11 protein-coding genes and 1 tRNA gene are annotated in these 16,751 nt (G+C 67.3%); 3 read left to right on the plus strand and 9 right to left on the minus strand.

The features are described from left to right. Positions 1-9: 9 nt before the first annotated feature. Positions 10-2,292 carry a penicillin acylase family protein gene (locus tag VGD28_RS05960; RefSeq protein WP_331027414.1) on the plus strand — a complete coding sequence of 761 codons (2,283 nt, stop codon included), beginning with the start codon at positions 10-12 and terminating at the stop codon, positions 2,290-2,292. A 27-nt stretch (positions 2,293-2,319) separates the two neighbouring features. On the opposite strand, the gene VGD28_RS05965 is transcribed toward VGD28_RS05960, so the two are convergent. The 3 genes from VGD28_RS05965 to VGD28_RS05975 form a co-directional block, all read right to left on the minus strand. After that, positions 2,320-3,336, minus strand: coding sequence for an alpha/beta hydrolase family protein (locus VGD28_RS05965; protein WP_331027415.1), 1,017 nt, complete (start codon positions 3,334-3,336; stop codon positions 2,320-2,322). Between the two features lie 117 nt (positions 3,337-3,453). Continuing rightward, the gene (locus VGD28_RS05970; RefSeq protein ID WP_331027416.1) at positions 3,454-3,933 is read right to left on the minus strand and encodes a methylated-DNA--[protein]-cysteine S-methyltransferase; all 480 of its coding nucleotides are present in this window, start codon (positions 3,931-3,933) and stop codon (positions 3,454-3,456) included. Between the two features lie 219 nt (positions 3,934-4,152). Continuing rightward, positions 4,153-4,812: a L,D-transpeptidase family protein gene (locus VGD28_RS05975; RefSeq protein WP_331027417.1), complete on the minus strand. Its 660-nt coding sequence runs from the start codon at positions 4,810-4,812 to the stop codon at positions 4,153-4,155. A 244-nt stretch (positions 4,813-5,056) separates the two neighbouring features. On the opposite strand from VGD28_RS05975, the gene VGD28_RS05980 reads away from it, so the two are divergent. Continuing rightward, the gene (locus VGD28_RS05980; RefSeq protein ID WP_331027418.1) at positions 5,057-6,859 is read left to right on the plus strand and encodes an aminopeptidase P family protein; all 1,803 of its coding nucleotides are present in this window, start codon (positions 5,057-5,059) and stop codon (positions 6,857-6,859) included. Between the two features lie 137 nt (positions 6,860-6,996). Here VGD28_RS05980 and VGD28_RS05985 read toward each other — a convergent pair whose 3' ends face one another. Continuing rightward, positions 6,997-7,125: a hypothetical protein gene (locus tag VGD28_RS05985; RefSeq protein WP_331027419.1), complete on the minus strand. Its 129-nt coding sequence runs from the start codon at positions 7,123-7,125 to the stop codon at positions 6,997-6,999. Between the two features lie 101 nt (positions 7,126-7,226). On the opposite strand from VGD28_RS05985, the gene VGD28_RS05990 reads away from it, so the two are divergent. Further along, positions 7,227-7,301: transfer RNA gene (locus tag VGD28_RS05990), tRNA-Thr, on the plus strand. Between the two features lie 52 nt (positions 7,302-7,353). Here VGD28_RS05990 and VGD28_RS05995 read toward each other — a convergent pair. Genes VGD28_RS05995 through VGD28_RS06015 form a run of 5 tightly spaced genes read right to left on the minus strand, consistent with a single transcriptional unit; the run spans position 7,354 to position 16,651 of the window. Further along, positions 7,354-8,955 (minus strand): tetracycline resistance efflux system leader peptide, encoded by a 1,602-nt coding sequence (locus tag VGD28_RS05995; RefSeq protein ID WP_331027420.1) that lies wholly within the window; start codon positions 8,953-8,955, stop codon positions 7,354-7,356. 30 nt (positions 8,956-8,985) lie between these two features. After that, entirely contained in the window at positions 8,986-10,596 is a 1,611-nt protein-coding gene (locus VGD28_RS06000) for a GH39 family glycosyl hydrolase (protein ID WP_331027421.1), read from the minus strand. A gap of 43 nt (positions 10,597-10,639) precedes the next feature. Continuing rightward, positions 10,640-12,172, minus strand: coding sequence for a tryptophan halogenase family protein (locus tag VGD28_RS06005; protein ID WP_331027422.1), 1,533 nt, complete (start codon positions 12,170-12,172; stop codon positions 10,640-10,642). After that, positions 12,169-13,707, minus strand: a complete 1,539-nt coding sequence (locus VGD28_RS06010; RefSeq protein ID WP_331027423.1) for a tryptophan halogenase family protein — start codon at positions 13,705-13,707, stop codon at positions 12,169-12,171. The genes VGD28_RS06005 and VGD28_RS06010 overlap by 4 nt, the downstream gene beginning before the upstream one ends. Positions 13,708-13,759: 52 nt before the next feature. Next, positions 13,760-16,651 carry a TonB-dependent receptor gene (locus VGD28_RS06015; RefSeq protein ID WP_331027424.1) on the minus strand — a complete coding sequence of 964 codons (2,892 nt, stop codon included), beginning with the start codon at positions 16,649-16,651 and terminating at the stop codon, positions 13,760-13,762. Positions 16,652-16,751: the final 100 nt, after the last annotated feature.

A 16,751-nucleotide genomic window follows, 5' to 3' on the forward strand; every position in this document is an offset into this window, starting at 1 on the left:
TACGCCATCATGGCCGAAACGAACGGGAGCGGGCGGATGAAGCGGGCGATGTTGGCGGGCGCGGCCCTGGTGGCGCTGGCGGGGGCGGCTCACGCACAGCGGTATGAGGCGAAGATTGTGCGGACGCAGCACGGCATCCCGCATATCAGCGCCAAGGACTGGCGCGGTGCGGGATACGGCGTGGGCTATGCCTATGCGCAGGACAATCTCTGCATGATCGCCGAGGAGTTCGCGACGGTGGCGGGCGAGCGGTCGCTGCATTTCGGGCCGGCGAACCGCGCGACCCTGGGCTTCCAGCCAGTCGATAACCTCTCTTCCGACATCTTCTTCCGCAGCGCGATCGACCTGCCCGCATTGCGCAGGGGCTTGCGGGCACAGGGGCGCGAGGTGCTCGAGATCGTTCAAGGCTATGTCGCCGGCTACAACCGCTATCTGCGCGACATCGGGCCGCAGGGTGCTCCGGAGGCGTGCCGCGGGAAAGCATGGGTGCGGCCGATCACGCCGGACGACACGCTTCGGCTCAACGAGAAGCAGATGCTGCTGGCGAGCTCGCTCGCGCTGGCCCCGGCGATCGCCAATGCGGTGCCGCCGGGGACGGAGAAGCCGGCTGCGGTAAGTAGCGCGGTGCTGCCCGATTTCGACCGGCTGGAGATCGCCAGCAACGGCTGGGCGTTCGGCGGCGACGTGACTGCGGACGGCAAGGGGCTGCTGGTCGGCAACCCGCATTTCCCTTGGGCTGGGCCGAGCCGATTCTGGGAGATGCACGTCACCATTCCCGGCAAGATCGACGTGGCGGGGGTGGGGATCGCGGGAACGCCGTTCCCCACTTTAGGCTTCAACCGCGACATCGCCTGGACGCATACGGTGACCGCGGCGCGGCATTTCACCCTCTACCAGCTCGCGCTCGATCCCGCCGATCCCACCGCCTATCTCGTGGACGGCAAGGCGGAGAAGATGATCGCGAGGACGGTGCACGTGCCGTTGCCGGACGGGAAATCGTTCGAGCGGACGCTGTATTCGACCCGCTTCGGGCCGGTGGTGGTGATGCCGCAGGCGATGGCGAACTGGACCGGGAAGATGGCGTTCACGATGCGCGACGCCAATCGCGGCAACCAGCGCGGCGTGGGCACCTGGCTGCGCATCGCGCGGGCGCGCAATGTCGGCGAGGTGCGCGATGCGGTGACGCAGACTCTGGGCATTCCCTGGGTCAACACGATCGCCGCCGACCGGCATGGCGATGCGCTGCATGCGGACGTCACCGCGGTGCCCAATGTCTCCGCGGAGAAGATCAAGGCGTGCGCGACGCCGCTGTCGCCCGTGGTGGCGCGCGCGGCGACCCTGCTCGACGGGTCGAAGTCAGCATGCGCCTGGGACGTGGCGGCGGGAACCGCGGTGCCGGGCCTGATGCCGGCGAAGGACCAGGCGATCTACCAGCGGCGCGACTACGTCGCGAACATGAATGACAGCTACTGGATGAGCAATCCGCGTAGCCCGCACAGGGTGCTGTCGCCGATCCTGGGGCCGGCCGAGCAGCCGCTATCGCTGCGCACGCGATCCGGCTTCAAGGAAACCGATGCGCTGATCGAACGGGGCAAGGTCGATCACGCAGGCGCGAAGGATATGCTCTTCGCCAACAAGAGCCTGGCCGCCGATCTGGTGATGGGCAACCTGCTCAACCTGTGCCGGGGCAAGGCGGAAGTCGCAGAGGCGTGCGCGGTGCTGGCGAAATGGGATCGCCGCTACGAGATCGACAGCCGCGGCGCGTATCTGTTCGACCGGTTCTGGATGAAGGCGCGATCCATTCCCGGCGTTTGGACCGTTCCGTTCAGCCTGGATATGCCGATCCAGACGCCACGCGCCCTTGCGGTTCATGGCGAGCCCGCCGCGAAGCTGATCGAGACACTCAAGGCCGCTGCCGAGGAAGTGGCCAAGGCGGGAATTGCGCTCGATGCGCGTTGGAGCGACGTGCAATACGCCCAGCGCGGGACCGAGCGCATCCCGGTGCATGGCGGCGACGGGCAGCTGGGCGTGCTCAACGTCCAGATCTCCGAACCCGCACCCGGCGGCGTCACGCCGCGCCACGGGTCGAGCTATGTGCAGGTCGTCGGCTTCGACGCCACGGGACCGGTCGCGGATACGGTGCTGAGCTATTCGCAGTCGCCCGATCCGGCATCGCCCTGGTACGCCGACCAGACGCGGCTCTATGCGAAGAAGGCCTGGGTGCGCTTCCCCTTCACTCCCGCGCAGATCGAAGCGGCGAAGGTGGGCGAGGCGGTGACGATCAACGAGTAGCGAAGCCGCATGCGGCGGCGCAGCGGCCTAGTTCATGCCGCCATGCACCAGCCAATCTGTGAGCCACCGGGCAATCAGCGGCTCCGGAAACAACCAGCGGCCGCCGGGAGGATTGGTCCGCGGCGGCGCGTCTGCCGGACGGTAGGCGAAGTTGTGTCCCGCTCCCGGCACCGTGAGGACAAGCGCATTGGGATTCTCGCCCAGCGCGGCGGCAGCTCCGGGAGGATCGACGATCTCGTCGCGCCCCGCCAGGACGACCAGGACCGGAATACGCAATCGGCGCAGGGCCGGGCCGGGCGCGGCTTCGTAGAACGACAGGAGCTGGGGGGTGTCGAGCACCTTCGTCGCGCCTTCGGCGGCTTGTGGCGGGAAGCCGGCGCGCGTGAAGGCTGCGACCAAGTCAGCGCGCGCCCGGACGATCTCTCCACCGGGCGCCTTGCGGCTGCGCGCCTCCATCCAGATGCGGGCTGCGCCAACCACGCTTTCGGCGGCATCCGGCGAGCGCCCGCCCTCGATCAGCTGGGCCCGCATGCCATCGAGGAACATGGTCCCGCGATCTCCCACTGGCCCGGCAAGGAAGACGATCGCGGCCAGGCTCCCATCCCGGTCGGCGACGATCGGTGCGGCGGCGGCACCCTGGCTGTGGCCGAGCAGCGCGATCCGGGCGCCATCGATGTCGGCGCGTGTGCGCAGCCAGGCGATCGCTGCGGCGAGATCGGTCTCCATGTCGCCCATCGAATCGGTGAACGTGCCGGTCGATTGGCCGACACCGCGCTTCTCGAAATCGAGCGTGGCGATTCCGGCTGCGATCAGCCGCCGCTGGAGCGTGAGATAGGCACCGCGCGTGTTGGGGCCGGAGCCGGTCTGGAGAATGACCGCCGGATACCGGCCGCTCCGCTTGGGCAGGCGCAGCGTTGCCGCCAGGATCACGCCTGGCGCGGAAGGGATGCGCACATCCAAAACCTGCTCTTCAGCGGCCGGTGTCGCGGTCGCGAGCCCGGCGAGCTGTCCCGCCGCCGGGCTCGACGCCAGCATCGCGGCCATGAGAGCAGCAAAAATCCTGTATCGGTACATGAGACCATCCTCCCCGCGCTGCGTGCGGTATCGATATATCAAATCGATCGGAAACCGCGACCAGAGACGCAAGGGCGGGATGCCTCGCTACGCCGCCTCGAGGTCGAGCAGCATGCGCTTTGCCTCGAGCCCGCCGGCGAAGCCGGTGAGCGCGCCGCTGGTGCCGATCACGCGGTGGCACGGCGCGATGATCGACACCGGGTTGCGGCCATTGGCGGCACCGACCGCGCGGCTGGCGGTGGGGCGCCCGATCTGGCGCGCGATCTCGACATAGCTGCGCGTCTCGCCATAGGGGATGGTGAGCAGCGCCTGCCATACGCTGCGCTGGAAATTGGTGCCGCGGAAATCGAGCGGCACGTCGAAGGCGCGCAGCTTGCCGGCGAAGTAATCGGTCACCTGCGCCGCGGCGCGGACGAGGATCGGGTTGTCGCCGTCCTCCTGCGTCGGGCCGAGCGGAACGCGGCCGGGACGCTCATTGGGCCAGAGGAGGGCGACCAGCCCCTTGTCGCTGGCGACGAGGCGGAGCGTGCCGACCGGCGAGTCTATGTCCTTGTGAGCGAGGGTCATTGGAATTCTCCTGCGGATATGCTCCGCAAGATAGGCGCCGTGCAAATCGCGTGCTTCCCGCGGCTTGCGGGCAAAGTTATTCTGCCCGTCTCCTCCCTCACCGTCATCCTCGCGCAGGCGGGGATCCATTCCGGCTGACCTGCCGGATCGAGCCGGAACGGCGGGAGGAATGGATTCCCGCCTTCGCGGGAATGACGGCTGAGAGGAACCTTCCCTGCCTCAGCTTCCCGCGATCACCCCGCCCATGCCGAGCCGCTTTCCGCGGGTGATGATCACGCGATCGCCGAGCCTGGCCTGCGCGAACAGCAATTTGGCGAAGGGCAGCGGCACGCCGATGCAGCCATGCGTCGCGGCACCCATCTCGACCTCCGACGCGTGGATCGCGACGCCGTCATTGGTGAGGCGCATCATGTACGGCATCGGCGCGCCGTAGAGGTTGGAGATGTGGTGCACCTTCTTCTGCGTGATCTTGTGAAGCCCAAGCGGAGTCGGCTTCTCGTCCGCGCCGTAGAGGATCGCGGTGGCGCCGATCTCGTACCCGTCGCGGAAGACCGACATCGTCTCGGCCTCCAGGTCGATGGTGATGGTGAGGGGCCCATCCGCGGGGATGCCCTCCGCATCCCAGAAATACTCGCCGAAGCGGATCGGGCCGGGGATATCGAGGATGCGCTTGACCACCAGCTGCGGCTCGGGCGCAGGGGCGGGCTTGGGCGGGACCGGCGCCTTGGTCACGGGCGCCTTGACCGCAGGCTTGGGCTGTGGCGCGGCCGCCACAGGCCCGGCGGGCGCATTCGCCGGCACCAGCGCGGCAGCGCCCATCGCGGCGAGCACGCCGCCGACGACAACCCCGGTCCTGATCGCCCATCCGCTCCAGCGCACGTGCCCGACTCCCTGAATCCTGTCCCGGCATGATCCGAAATTCGGGCGGCGGGTACCACCCCCGATTTGGGGGCGTTCCATGCTGGCACAGCCCGGCGCGGCGTTAACCGCCCGCCCCGCCCCTTCCAAAAGCCGCGCGATCGGCCTAGCCCTTCGCCATTGCCCGGACGGCTTCACACACGAGCCTGCCGCACCCAGATTGGGGGAGGAGCCGCCGGACCACGCGCTGTTGAGGATCACGAGAATGTCCACCTATGCCGATCGCCTGAATGCCCTGCGCGCGCAACTGAAGCGCGAGCAGCTCGACGGGTTCGTCGTGCCGCTGACCGACGAGCATATGAGCGAGTATGTCGGCGCCTATGCCCAGCGGCTGGGCTGGCTCACCGGCTTTCAGGGCAGCGCGGGCAGCGCGGTGGTGCTGCCCGAAGCCGCGGCGATCTTCACCGACGGCCGCTACACGCTGCAGGTGCGCCAGCAGGTCGATGGTACGCATTGGGAATATGTGCCGGTGCCGCAAGTGAGCATCGCCGGCTGGCTGGGCGAGCACGCGCCGCAGGGCGGGCGGATCGGCTACGACCCCTGGCTGCACACGCGCGGCTGGGTCGAGGAAGCGCGCAAGGCGCTGGCCGAGAAGGGCGCCGAGCTGGTCGCGGTGGAGCGCAACCCGATCGACGCGGTGTGGGACGACCGGCCGCTCCCCTCCGACGCCAGGCTCGCGATCCAGAGCGACGAGGCCGCCGGGCAGACCAGCGCCGCCAAGCGTGCGGGAATCGCCGACTGGCTGGCCGAGCGCAAGGCCGATGCGGTGGTGCTGTCCGCGCTCGATTCGATCGCCTGGGCGTTCAACGTGCGCGGCAAGGATGTGAGCCACACGCCGGTCGCGCTCGCCTATGCCATCGTCCATGCCGACGGCACCGCCGACCTGTTCGTCGCCAGGGACAAGGTGGGCGAAGACGTCGCCAAGCATCTGGGCAATGCGGTGCGGGTGCACGACCGGTCGGCCTTCGCCCCGGCGCTCGGCCAGTTCGCGGGCAAGCGCGTCGCGGCCGATCCGGCGGGATCGGTGGCGGCGATCTTCGACGCGATCGAGGCCGGCGGCGGCAAGGTGCTGGCAGTGCGCGATCCGGTGGTGCTGGCAAAGGCGATCAAGAATGACGCCGAGATTGCGGGGCACCGTGCGGCGCAGGCGCGCGACGGCGCGGCGCTGGCGCGGTTCCTCAAATGGGCCGAGGCCGAGATGCCCAAGGGCGGCGTGACCGAGATTTCGGCCGCCGCGAAGCTTCAGGCGTTCCGCGAGGAGACCGGGCTGCTCAAGGACCTGTCGTTCGACACCATCTCCGCCACCGGCCCCAACGGCGCGATCCCGCATTACAAGGTGACGGAAGAATCGAGCCTGCCCATCGGGAACGGCCAGCTCTATCTGGTCGATTCGGGCGGGCAATATGCGGACGGCACCACCGACGTCACCCGCGTGATCCCGGTGGGCGAGCCGACCCAGGAGATGCGCGACCGCTTCACCCGCGTGCTCAAGGGCCATATCGCGATCGCGACGGCGGTGTTCCCGGCGGGCACCACCGGCGGGCAGATCGACGGCTTCGCGCGGCGGCCGCTATGGGAAGTCGGCTGCGACTATGGCCACGGCACCGGCCACGGCGTCGGCGCGTACCTCTCGGTGCATGAGGGGCCGCAGCGCATCGCCGCGCCCAACTATCCCGGCGGCGGCCCGGCCGAGCCGCTACGCGCGGGCATGTTCCTGTCCAACGAGCCGGGCTATTACAAGGCCGGCGAGTTCGGCATCCGCATCGAGAACCTCGTGCTGGTGATCGACAAGGACATTCCCGGCGCCGAATCGCCGATGCTGGGCTTCGAGACGCTGACCTTCGCGCCGATCGAGCGCGATCTGATCGAGCCGACGCTGCTGACCGAGGACGAGCGCCGCTGGCTCGACGCATATCATGCCAAGGTGCTGGAGGTGCTCGGCCCGCAGCTCTCGCCCGAGGAGCGGGTGTGGCTCGAGGCCAAGTGCCGGCCGATCACGGCGCGCTAGAGGGGGTCCAGGTTCGGCCCATGCGGGCCTGCAAAGCGCGATTTGCTCCGCTTCGGTGCCCACGTACCTAAGTACGCTGCGCTCCGATGCTCGCAAATCACACTTTTCGGCTCCACCTGAGCCGAACCTGGACCCCTCTAGCCATCCTCTCGCTCGCGCGGTGGCACGGGCTGCGTCTCGGTCACCGCGCGCGCCTGCGCCTTGCGCTTGCGCAGATTCTCGCGCAGCGCAGCGGCGAGGCGGGCCTTCTTTTCGGCATCGTTCATGGCGCGATGCGATAAACCCGCCCTGCCCGGGTTGACAACCGGCTGACCCTGCGCAAAAGGGCCGCTCCCGCGCGGGGCCGGACGTGCCGCCCGCGCCGAGTGCTGCCGTAGCTCAGTGGTAGAGCGCATCCTTGGTAAGGCTGAGGTCGTGAGTTCAATCCTCACCGGCAGCACCATTTTTCTTCCGTCGGAGACCGCCGGCCGCAGCACTTGTCCGGGTGCGTGCGCCTAGCCCGCGCGGTAGGAGAGCGCGCGGAAGGTCACATGCCCCTTCCCCGACGCGTAGAGTGCGGGGCGGAGGCTGAGGAAGCCATCGGCGACATTGTGGTTGTACCCAGCGACCTCGACCGAGCGTTCCTTGGTCCACTTCTCGCCGTCACGGCTGTGGAAGAAGGTGACGATGTTCGCGTCGTTGACGACACGCAGGAATAGCCGGCGGGTCGAGGCCGGGCCGCCTGGCGGCCAGCGCTCCTCCTGCCCGATGCGCCAGGCATGGAGCCTGCCGTCGCTGAGGCCGATGCCGCAGAACAACTTCTCGTTGTAGAACAGCAGCAGGCCGCCCTGGGCGTCGCCCTCGATCTCGACCTCGACGTCGATCCGATAGGCGCGGTCGCCCGCGACGAAGGTCAGCGGCGAGGCATCGGCGGGGCCGGTGCCGCGGCCCGCGAGCCGCAGCACCCCATGCTTGAGCTGGACACGATTCATATAGTCGCGGTCCATGGTCTGGAACGCCATGTGCGTCCCGAACATCGCGTCGGAGAAGCCTGACAGCGCGGTGCCGTGCCGGCCCGCCGCCGTGCCGCGCGGCTTGGCGAGCGGGCGCGACAGATCGCCGCCGAGCGCACGCGGCCAGCCATCGGCGGTCCACTCCATCGGCTCGAGCAGCATCTGCCGCCCGAGCGTGCGCATGCCGTTCTCATAGCCGTGATAGATCATCCACCAGTCGCCCTGCGGCCCCTCGACCGGCGTCGCGTGCCCGCGCGACCACCAGGGCTCGCTTGCCCGCGTCGTGCGCACGATCGGGTTGTGCGGGCAATTCTCCCACGGCCCGTGGATCGAGCGCGCGCGCGCGACGACGACCATGTGGCTGGTCGGCGGCCCCGCGGTGCCGCCCTGGCCGGAGAACATGTAGAACCAGCCGCCGCGGCGCATCATCTTCGGCCCTTCGAGCGCGAAGCCCTCGATGATCCAGTCATCGGGGATCGGCCAGCCGCCATAGACATGCTCGACCGGCCCGGCCGCCGACAGCCCGTCGTCGCTGATGCGCACGCGGTTGCCCGCGTTGAAGAACAGATAGCGTTTGCCGTCCTCGCCCACCGCGTGGCCGGGGTCGATCAGATTGTCGATCTTCATATCGATCGGATCGCTCCACGGGCCCGCCATGCTGTCGGCGTGGATCACCCAGGTCTTGATCCCGCGCTTGGCATCATTGGGATCGAGCGCGGGGATGTAGATGAAATAGCGCCCGTCATGCTTGGCGATGTCGAGCGCCCAGACAATGCCGATATGCTTCCTCAGCGCGGTGGTCAGCGGCGTCCAGTTCACCAGATCGCGCGAATGCCAGATCGGGATGCCGGGATAATATTGGAAGGACGAGAAGGTGGCGTAGTAATCGTCCCCGTCCTTGAGCACGTTGGGATCGGGCCGGTCGCCCGCGAGCACGGGGTTGAGATAGCGCCCGTCGCCGAGATCCGCCTTGCGCTGCCCCTCGATCCCCGGCTGCCACACCGGCGCGGGAGCGGGGCAATCGGCGGCGCCGGCGCGGCCCGGCAGGGTCAGGCCGGCGCCCGCCAAGGCGAGCGCAAGCGTCTGGCGGCGTGTGGGTTCCATCGGACTCTAAACTCCAGAAGGGGCGTTGGCCTAGTTGCGTTCCGCAGGCTCGAGCTGCGCGAAGATCACGTCGTTGGTGCGCATCGGGACGCGCAGCGTATAGCGGCCGTCAGAGCCGACGCGGATCGTGCTGTCCGTCTCGGGCTTGTCCTGCGTCAGCGCGCGCAGCTCGGCGAGTTGCCCGGCGCTGAGGTCCTTGGGCGATCCCATCTGAAGGTAGCGGCCATGCGCGTCGTTCGCCTCAAAGCCGGTGCGCCGGACCGTCACCCGGTAGCTGCCCGGCGCGAGGCCGGCAAAGCTCAGCTCAGCGGGCGCCGCGGGCTGTGCGGGGAGCAGCTTGGTGAAGAAGGGCCGGTTGCTCGCCTTCTGCTCGGGCTGGGTCCAGTTCCACAGCACGACGCCGGTGCGCCCGTCCGCGGTCGCCGCCAGCACCTGATCGTCGCCGACGCGCACTTCGCGTCCCCGCAGCAGGTTCAGATACCTATATGCGAAATAGGCGGCCTTGGGGATGCCCTCGCGATTGATCAGGCCGAATCCGCCATGGAAAGGCGCCGGTGGCGGGCCGGGTTCCTCGAACAGGTCGCTATAGGCCCAGTAGCTCATCCCCTGGCTATAGGCGCGCGTCGCCTTGAGCTTGCCCAGGATATAGGCGGCGCTGATGTAGGAATCGTGCACCGGGTCGCGCGGGTTGTAGCTCGCGCTCCATTCGCTGAAGAACAGCGGCACGCCCGCAAACTTCGACGCATCGATCTCCCGGCGCACCTTCCTGACATCGGCCGTCACCGCATCGGGATTGGTGGAGAGCTTGTTGTCGTCCTGCCCGTACTCGTCGAGGAATCCGCCCTCCACCCCATAGGTGTGGGTCGTCACGAAATCGACCGGAAGCCCGCGTTCCGCCGCGAAGGCGAGCAATTCCGGAACCCAGGCTGCGCCGGCGGTGGAAGGGCCGCCGACCCTGAGCCTGGGATCGATCGCCTTGATCGTGCGCGCGGTGTTCTCGTACAGCTCGAAATAGGCCTTCTGGTCGCCGCGCTCCCAGAAACCGGCCAGGTTCGGCTCGTTCCATACCTCGAAATACCAGCTGCGCACCTCCTCCGCGCCATAGCGGTTGCGCAGATGCCGCACGAACGCATCGATCAGCGCGCGCCAGGCTTCGGGCTTCGGATGCGACGTATTACCCTTCCAGTAGAAGATCGTCTGATCGGACGTCTTCATCGCAGCGGGGGTGAAGCCGAGCTCGACGAACGGCTTGATCCCCATGCCGAGCAGCGCGTCGTAGAGCTGGTCGATCCTGGTCCAGTCATAGACCGTCCTGCCGTCGATCACCCGGACGGTGCCCAGCGCATCGTGGAAGATGTCGTGGAAGCGGATATAGCGGAACCCCAGCTCGTCGACCGCCGTCTTGAGCTGCGCGAGGTTTTCCGGGCGCATCGTGGTGCCGGGATAATCGGCGCCCACCGAAAGATTGAACGAGCGGTCGAGCGGCGCGCCGGCGTCGGCCAGATCGACCTCGATCCGGCGAACCTCGGTCTGGCCCGCTGCCGGCGTCTGCGCCAGCGCCATGGGGGTCGTGCCCAGCCCTGCCGCCGCCAGCAGCAGCCCGGCAAACAGGGTTGACGGGGCAAGGGCACTCGATCGCATTGCTTCTTCCTCGGTTGATTGAAATGCAGCGCCGCCGGACGCGTCAGGCCGTCTCGGGCTGTCGCGCGGCGCAATGCTGCGCGATGAATTCTTCATGGGTCGGCATGGCGGCGGCGGTCTTGCCGATCACGTCGCGCAAGTGCCGCAGGAAGCGGCCGGTTTCGGGAACAGGCAGCGCCGCGGCGAGCGGGTCGAACCCGCGCGGGGCGATGTTCTGCCCGAGCAGCACCGCATACCAGCTGTCCTCGGTGAACAGGTCGCCCTGGATGCGGAAGTTGCGCGCCTTGCCGCGCCACAATTCGATCCGCTCGGCCAGGCTGTCGGGCACCGGCATCGTCCGGCAATGGTCCCAGAAGGCGGAATCACTTCGCTCGGTCGCGTGATAATGCAGGATCACGAAATCGCGGACCTGCTCGTACTCGCGCGTCAGCCAGCGATTATACTCGTCGCGCTCGACGGGGTCGAACCCGGTATCGGGGAACAGCGCCAGAAGCCGCGCGATGCCCGACTGGATCAGGTGGATGCTGGTTGATTCGAGCGGCTCGATGAAGCCGCCCGACAGGCCGATGGCGATGCAGTTCTTCTCCCACAGCCGCTCGCGCCGGCCGGGGGTGAAGCGCAGTTGGCGCGGCTCGGCGGTGGGCGCGCCGTCGAGCTCGTCGAGCAGGTCGCGCAGCGCATCCTCGTCGCCACAATGCGCGCTCGAATAGACATGGCCGTTGCCGATGCGGTGCTGCAACGGGATGCGCCAGCGCCACCCCGCCTTGCCCGCGGTGGCGCGCGTATAGGGAGTGAGCGGACTCACGCTCTCGGACGGGATCGCGATCGCGCGGTCGCACGGCAGCCAGTGCAGCCAGCTGCGATAGCCGACCCCCAGCGTCTCGCCGAGCAACAGCGAGCGGAAGCCCGAGCAGTCGACGAACAGCTCACCCTCGACGAGCCGGCCGTCCGCCAGCAGGACGCCGGTAATGAAGCCGGACTCGCCGTCCTGCTCGACCGTCGCAATCTTCCCTTCGACGCGCCTGACGCCGCGGTCCTCGGCATAGCCGCGCAGGAAGCGCGCATAGAGGCCAGCGTCGAAATGGAAGGCATAGGCGAGCGTCGAGAGCACCGCCGCCGGGTTCTGCGACGGGCGGGAGAATTTGCTCGTCCGCGCCGCGACGGCAGAGAGGTTATAGTCCGATAGCGGCCCCACATCACCCTCCGCGCCGCCAAGGCTCGACTGACGCAGCCAAATCTGGTGAAACTTGATTCCCTGGGTGTCGCGGCCATGAGTGCCGAAGGGGTGGATGTAGCGGTCGCCGAGCCGCGCCCAGTTCACGAATTCGATGCCGAGCTTGAACGTCGCCTGGGTCGCGCGGATGAATTCGTCCTCGTCCAGGCCGAGCAGGTGGTTGAAGTCGTGCAGCGAGGGGATCGTCGCCTCGCCCACCCCGACGGTGCCGATCTCGTCGGATTCGACCAGGGTGATCGAAACTCCCGCCGCGACAAGACGCGAAGCCGCGGCTGCCGTCATCCAGCCAGCGGTGCCGCCGCCGACGATGACGAGCTTGGTGACCGGTGCGGCAACGCTCATGCCGCCGCGCCCTGCGCCCCGAACCTTCCGGTCCGCGCATATTCGACGAGCTCGCGGTTGGACGGCAGATTGCGGACCGCGAACTGGGCCTGGCGGCGCACCTCGGCGAAAGCGGCGCGTGCCTCGTCATGATAGCGATAGAGGCCGGCACGGTCGCTCAGATCCGTCTTCCAGCCCATGCCGTAGAGCACATATTGCCAGCTCGTCTCCGTGAAGATGTCGACATTCGTATCGACGTCCATCTCGTTCGGCGGGCGGAAGCGCCAGCGGTCGAGCAGCTCGTGCAAGCTGTCGGGGACGGTGGCGGGGTCGGCATTGTCGCGCCAGAATTGCGTGTCGCGCCGCTCGGTCAGGCAATAGTGCATCTTGATGAAATCGAGCGTGCGCTCGTAGCGGCGCAGCATGATCGCGTTGAACTGGCGCGCCGAGGTCTCATAGTCGCCGCCCCAGGGAAACAGGTTGGCGACCATCGCGGCGGCGACCTCGGAGAAGACGATCCCGGTTGCCTCGAGCGGCTCGAAAAAGCCGCTCGACAGGCCGATCGCGACGCAGTTCTTGTGCCAGTTGATCTCGCGATAACCGGCGTCGAAACGGAATGTGCGCGTCTCCAGCCCGTCCGCCGCGCCGCCGATATAGGCGCGCAATGCAGCCTCGGCGGTGGCATCGTCGCTATGGGCGGAGGAGAAGACATGGCCGATCCCGCGGCGGTGATCGAGGCCGATGTCCCAGATCCAGCCCGCCTGCTGCGCGGTCGAGATGGTGTAGGAGGCGATCGGATCGTCGGGCCGCGCATAGGGCAGCTGGATCGCGATCGCGCTGTCGCAGAACAGCACGTCGCGGCACGAGCGCCAGGGCATGCCGAGCGCCTTGCCGATCAGCTCGGCGCGGAAGCCGGTGCAGTCGATATAGAGGTCGGCCTCGAGCAGGCCGTTGGCTTCGGTCCGCACGCCCGCGATCGCGCCGTCCGCGCCGACGCGCACTTCGGTCACCGTGTCGATCAGATGCATGACGCCGTTCGCGACCGCCTGATCGCGCAGCAGCTCAGCGAGGATCACCGCGTCGAAATGAAAGGCGTAGTTGAGCGGCGCGACATAGTCTGGGTGCGAGGGCAGCTTGGGCGCGCGGTGCGCGTCCGCCGCCCTGGTCTGGGGCGTGGCGGCCACGTCCCATTCCTCGGCTCCCGCCGCCCCGAGCAGCCAATAGGGCAGCAGCTCGAACCCCGACCGCTCGTCGGCCTCTTGGAAGGCGTGGAGATAATGATCGTTGCCGGTGCGCCAGTTGGCGAACCGCGCGCCCTGCTTGAAGGTCGCCCCGCAGCGCCGCACCAGCTCGGCTTCGTCCACCCCGATCGTGGCGAGCGTCTTGCGGATGGTGGGGAAGGTGCCCTCGCCCACCCCGAGGATGCCGATCGCGCTGGATTCGACCAGGCGGATATCGACCCCGCCCGGCAGATCGGCGCCGAGCCGCTTGGCGAGATAGCCTGCGGTGATCCACCCAGCCGTCCCGCCTCCGACGATGAGGATCTGCTTCTTCATAAGCCTCTCAAGGAACGGCCGGCCTTCCAGCCGGCCGCCCCATGACAGCGATCTAGAAGGACAGGTTCGCGCCGATGCTAACCCGTCGGTCGCTCTGGAACCAGCTGCGCGTGTAGATGGCATCGTTCTTGTAACCGCCCATCAGCGTGCGCTGCGTCTCGTTGAGGACGTTGGTGCCCTTGACGGTGAACGACAGCTGGTCGGTCACCTTGTAGGTCACGCCAACATCGACCTGCCCATAGGCGTCGCCATAGACCGGCAGCGCGATCTGCACGCTCTGCCCCGCCGCGCCCGGCGCCGAGACGAAGGTGTAGGTGGGGGTGGTGCCGTTCGCGTTGGTCGACTGGAGATATTTCGACCGCCACGAATAGGCGACGCGCGCCGAGAGCTTGCTGCGCTCGTAGAGCAAGGTAACGTTGTAATTGTGCTTCGAGAGACCCTGAAGCGGCGCATCGTTGCGGATCGTGCCGAAGATGTCGCGGTACAGGTCACCCGGGTTCTTGCTGTCGATGAAAGTGTAGTTGGCCTCGACGCCGAACCCGGCAAGAACGCCGGGCAGCATGTCGAGGAAGGCGCGGCCGCCCACTTCGATGCCCTTCACCGTCGCCGCCTCGCTTGCCGTCACCACGTCCGAAGTCGCCGCCAGCGCGGTCTCGGTCGTACCGTTCAGGTAACGGATCGTGACCTCACGTTGGCCGAGCGAGTAGATCGGCAGGTCCTTGATATGCTTGTAGAAGCCGTTGACGTAGAACATCGTCCCCGGCTTGACGTACCATTCCAGCGACACGTCCACATTGTTGGACATGGCGGGCTTCAGGAACGGATTGCCGGTCGAAGCGGTGAAGTTGGTGAAGATGCCCGGCTCGCCCTGTACCGGATTCGCTGTCGTCGCGACACCGATTTCGCCGCCGCCGCGCGTGGCGTTGAAGTTCGGCAGGTCCATCGTGATGTTGTAGGCCGCGCGCAGCTTGATATCCTCGCTCGGCTGGAGCTGCAGGTTCACTGCCGGCAGGAAGCGGGTGAAGGTCGCGCTGCCGCCGCGCGGATCGACGCGGTTCGCGGTCTCGAAACGCTGCCCGTTGCGAATGAAGGTGAATCCGTTCTGGACAATGAAGCCCTGCGACTCGTTCTTCACCCGCACGATCCGCCCGCCGACATTACCGGTGAAACCGAGCTTGCCCGCCTCATAATCGCGGCCGAAGCGGACCTGCGCATAGCCGGCAAAGGTCTCGGTCCGCCACAGCCCCAGATCCTGCTGCAGGAAATTTGCGGTGCGCGACCGCGAGCCGCCATAGCCGTTGGGCGCCGGGCGATGGAGGTCATCGGCGTGCGTATTTTCCATCAGCGCGATCGATGGCCATAACGTGTTCGCCGGGACGGCGATGTCGCCGTGGAAGAAATTGTCGAAGGCGTAGAATTCGACGTCGCCGGGTCGCGCATCGGCAAAGGTCAGTTGCGGGTCGCTTGCGCTCCACCCGCGACCGAGCGCGGACCAGGTATAGCCGTTGTTGAGATCGCGCTCGCGCCGCTCCGACCAACGACCGCCGACCTTGATCGCACGGAAGAAGCTGTCCTCGAATACATATTCGGCATCGAGGTTGGCCGCGTTCATCGTGCCGCGGTTGCGCTCGTTATGCGGCATCGCCGCGGCCCATCTGTAGTTGGCCGGATCGGTGAACTGGCCCGGGGACAATGCCGGCAGGGTGACCGTCGGGAACTCGCCCGTCAGATCGAACCCGAATGACGAAGGAAAGTTCACGTTACGAAAAACAGCGAGGCGATCGAGCCGTGAGGTCGAAAGGACATTCTGGTAGGCGCCCGAGAGCTTGAACGGCCCCTGCCCCGGCCGCCACGTGAATTCGGCCGAGATATCCCGCGTCAGCGATTGCGACCGCGTTCCCTCCGTTCCGCCCTGGCCTTCGATCGGATTGCCGGTGGGCAGGAACGTGCTGCTATCACGCAGGAACATCGAGTTGGTCGAGAGCAGCGCGCCATTCTCGTCGAATGTGCTGCCATTGCGATCGACCGACAGATCCTGCAGCGCCTGCATCGCGAAATGCGACTGATTGTGGTTCTTGTAACGCGACTGGAAGAAGATGCCGGTCAGCGTCAGATCGTCGCTCGGCGCCCATTGCACTGCGCCATAGATGCCGGTGCGATCGCGCTGAAACTCCTCGTCGCCATAGTCATAGCCGCCGGGGATGAATACGTCCTGCGTCTCGCCCGGCAAGCGTCGGCGGAAATAGGGCTCGGTGCGGAAGAAGTTCGAGCGCGAGGTGAGGCGGCTGTGCGCCAGATCGAACAGAATGCCAATGTCGCCGATCCCGGTAGACCAGCGGTTAGTGATCAGGAGCGACCCGGCATAATCGGTCTTCCTCGTCAGATCGCCGAAGCTGGTTTCGAGACTGGCCGCAGCGTGCCAGCCGTTCGAGAAGTCGAATGGCAGCTTGGTGCGCAGATCGATCTGACCACCGGTTCCGCCTTCGACAAGGTCGGCGGTCGCAGACTTGTACACATCAACCGCGGACATGAGCTCGGGCGTCACATCGCCCCAGAGGAGCCCGCGACCGCCATTGGCGCTGAAGATCTCGCGGCCATTGAGGCGCGAGGCGACGCCGGAAATGCCGCGCACCTGAATCCCCGAGCCTTCGACCGAAAAGTGATCCGGGTCGCCCAGCGAGCCGAAACGGACAATGCTGACGCCCGAGACGCGCTGGAGAACCTCGGTGATCGAATTGTCGGGCAGCTTGCCCGCTTCGTCGGCGACGACCGAGCTGATGATGCTTTCCGATGCCTTCTTGCGCGCGTCGGCGGCCTCGAGCGCGCGGCGCCGTGCGGTGACGACGACTTCGTCTGCGCCCGCCTCGCCGGCTGCCGCAGGCGCATCCTGCGCAGCCGGCAGCGGCGCCGGATCGGCGGCCCAGGCCGGAGCAGCAACGCTCATCGCGATGATGGCCAGGCACGAAGCTCCAGCCCGAACACCGGCCCGGCCCTTGGCGCGAGCCTCGATGTTAGCGGTAACATAACGTGGCGTCATTAAATAC

Origin of the sequence: Sphingomonas sp., from assembly GCF_036402235.1 — a bacterium.
Lineage (GTDB): Bacteria > Pseudomonadota > Alphaproteobacteria > Sphingomonadales > Sphingomonadaceae > Sphingomonas.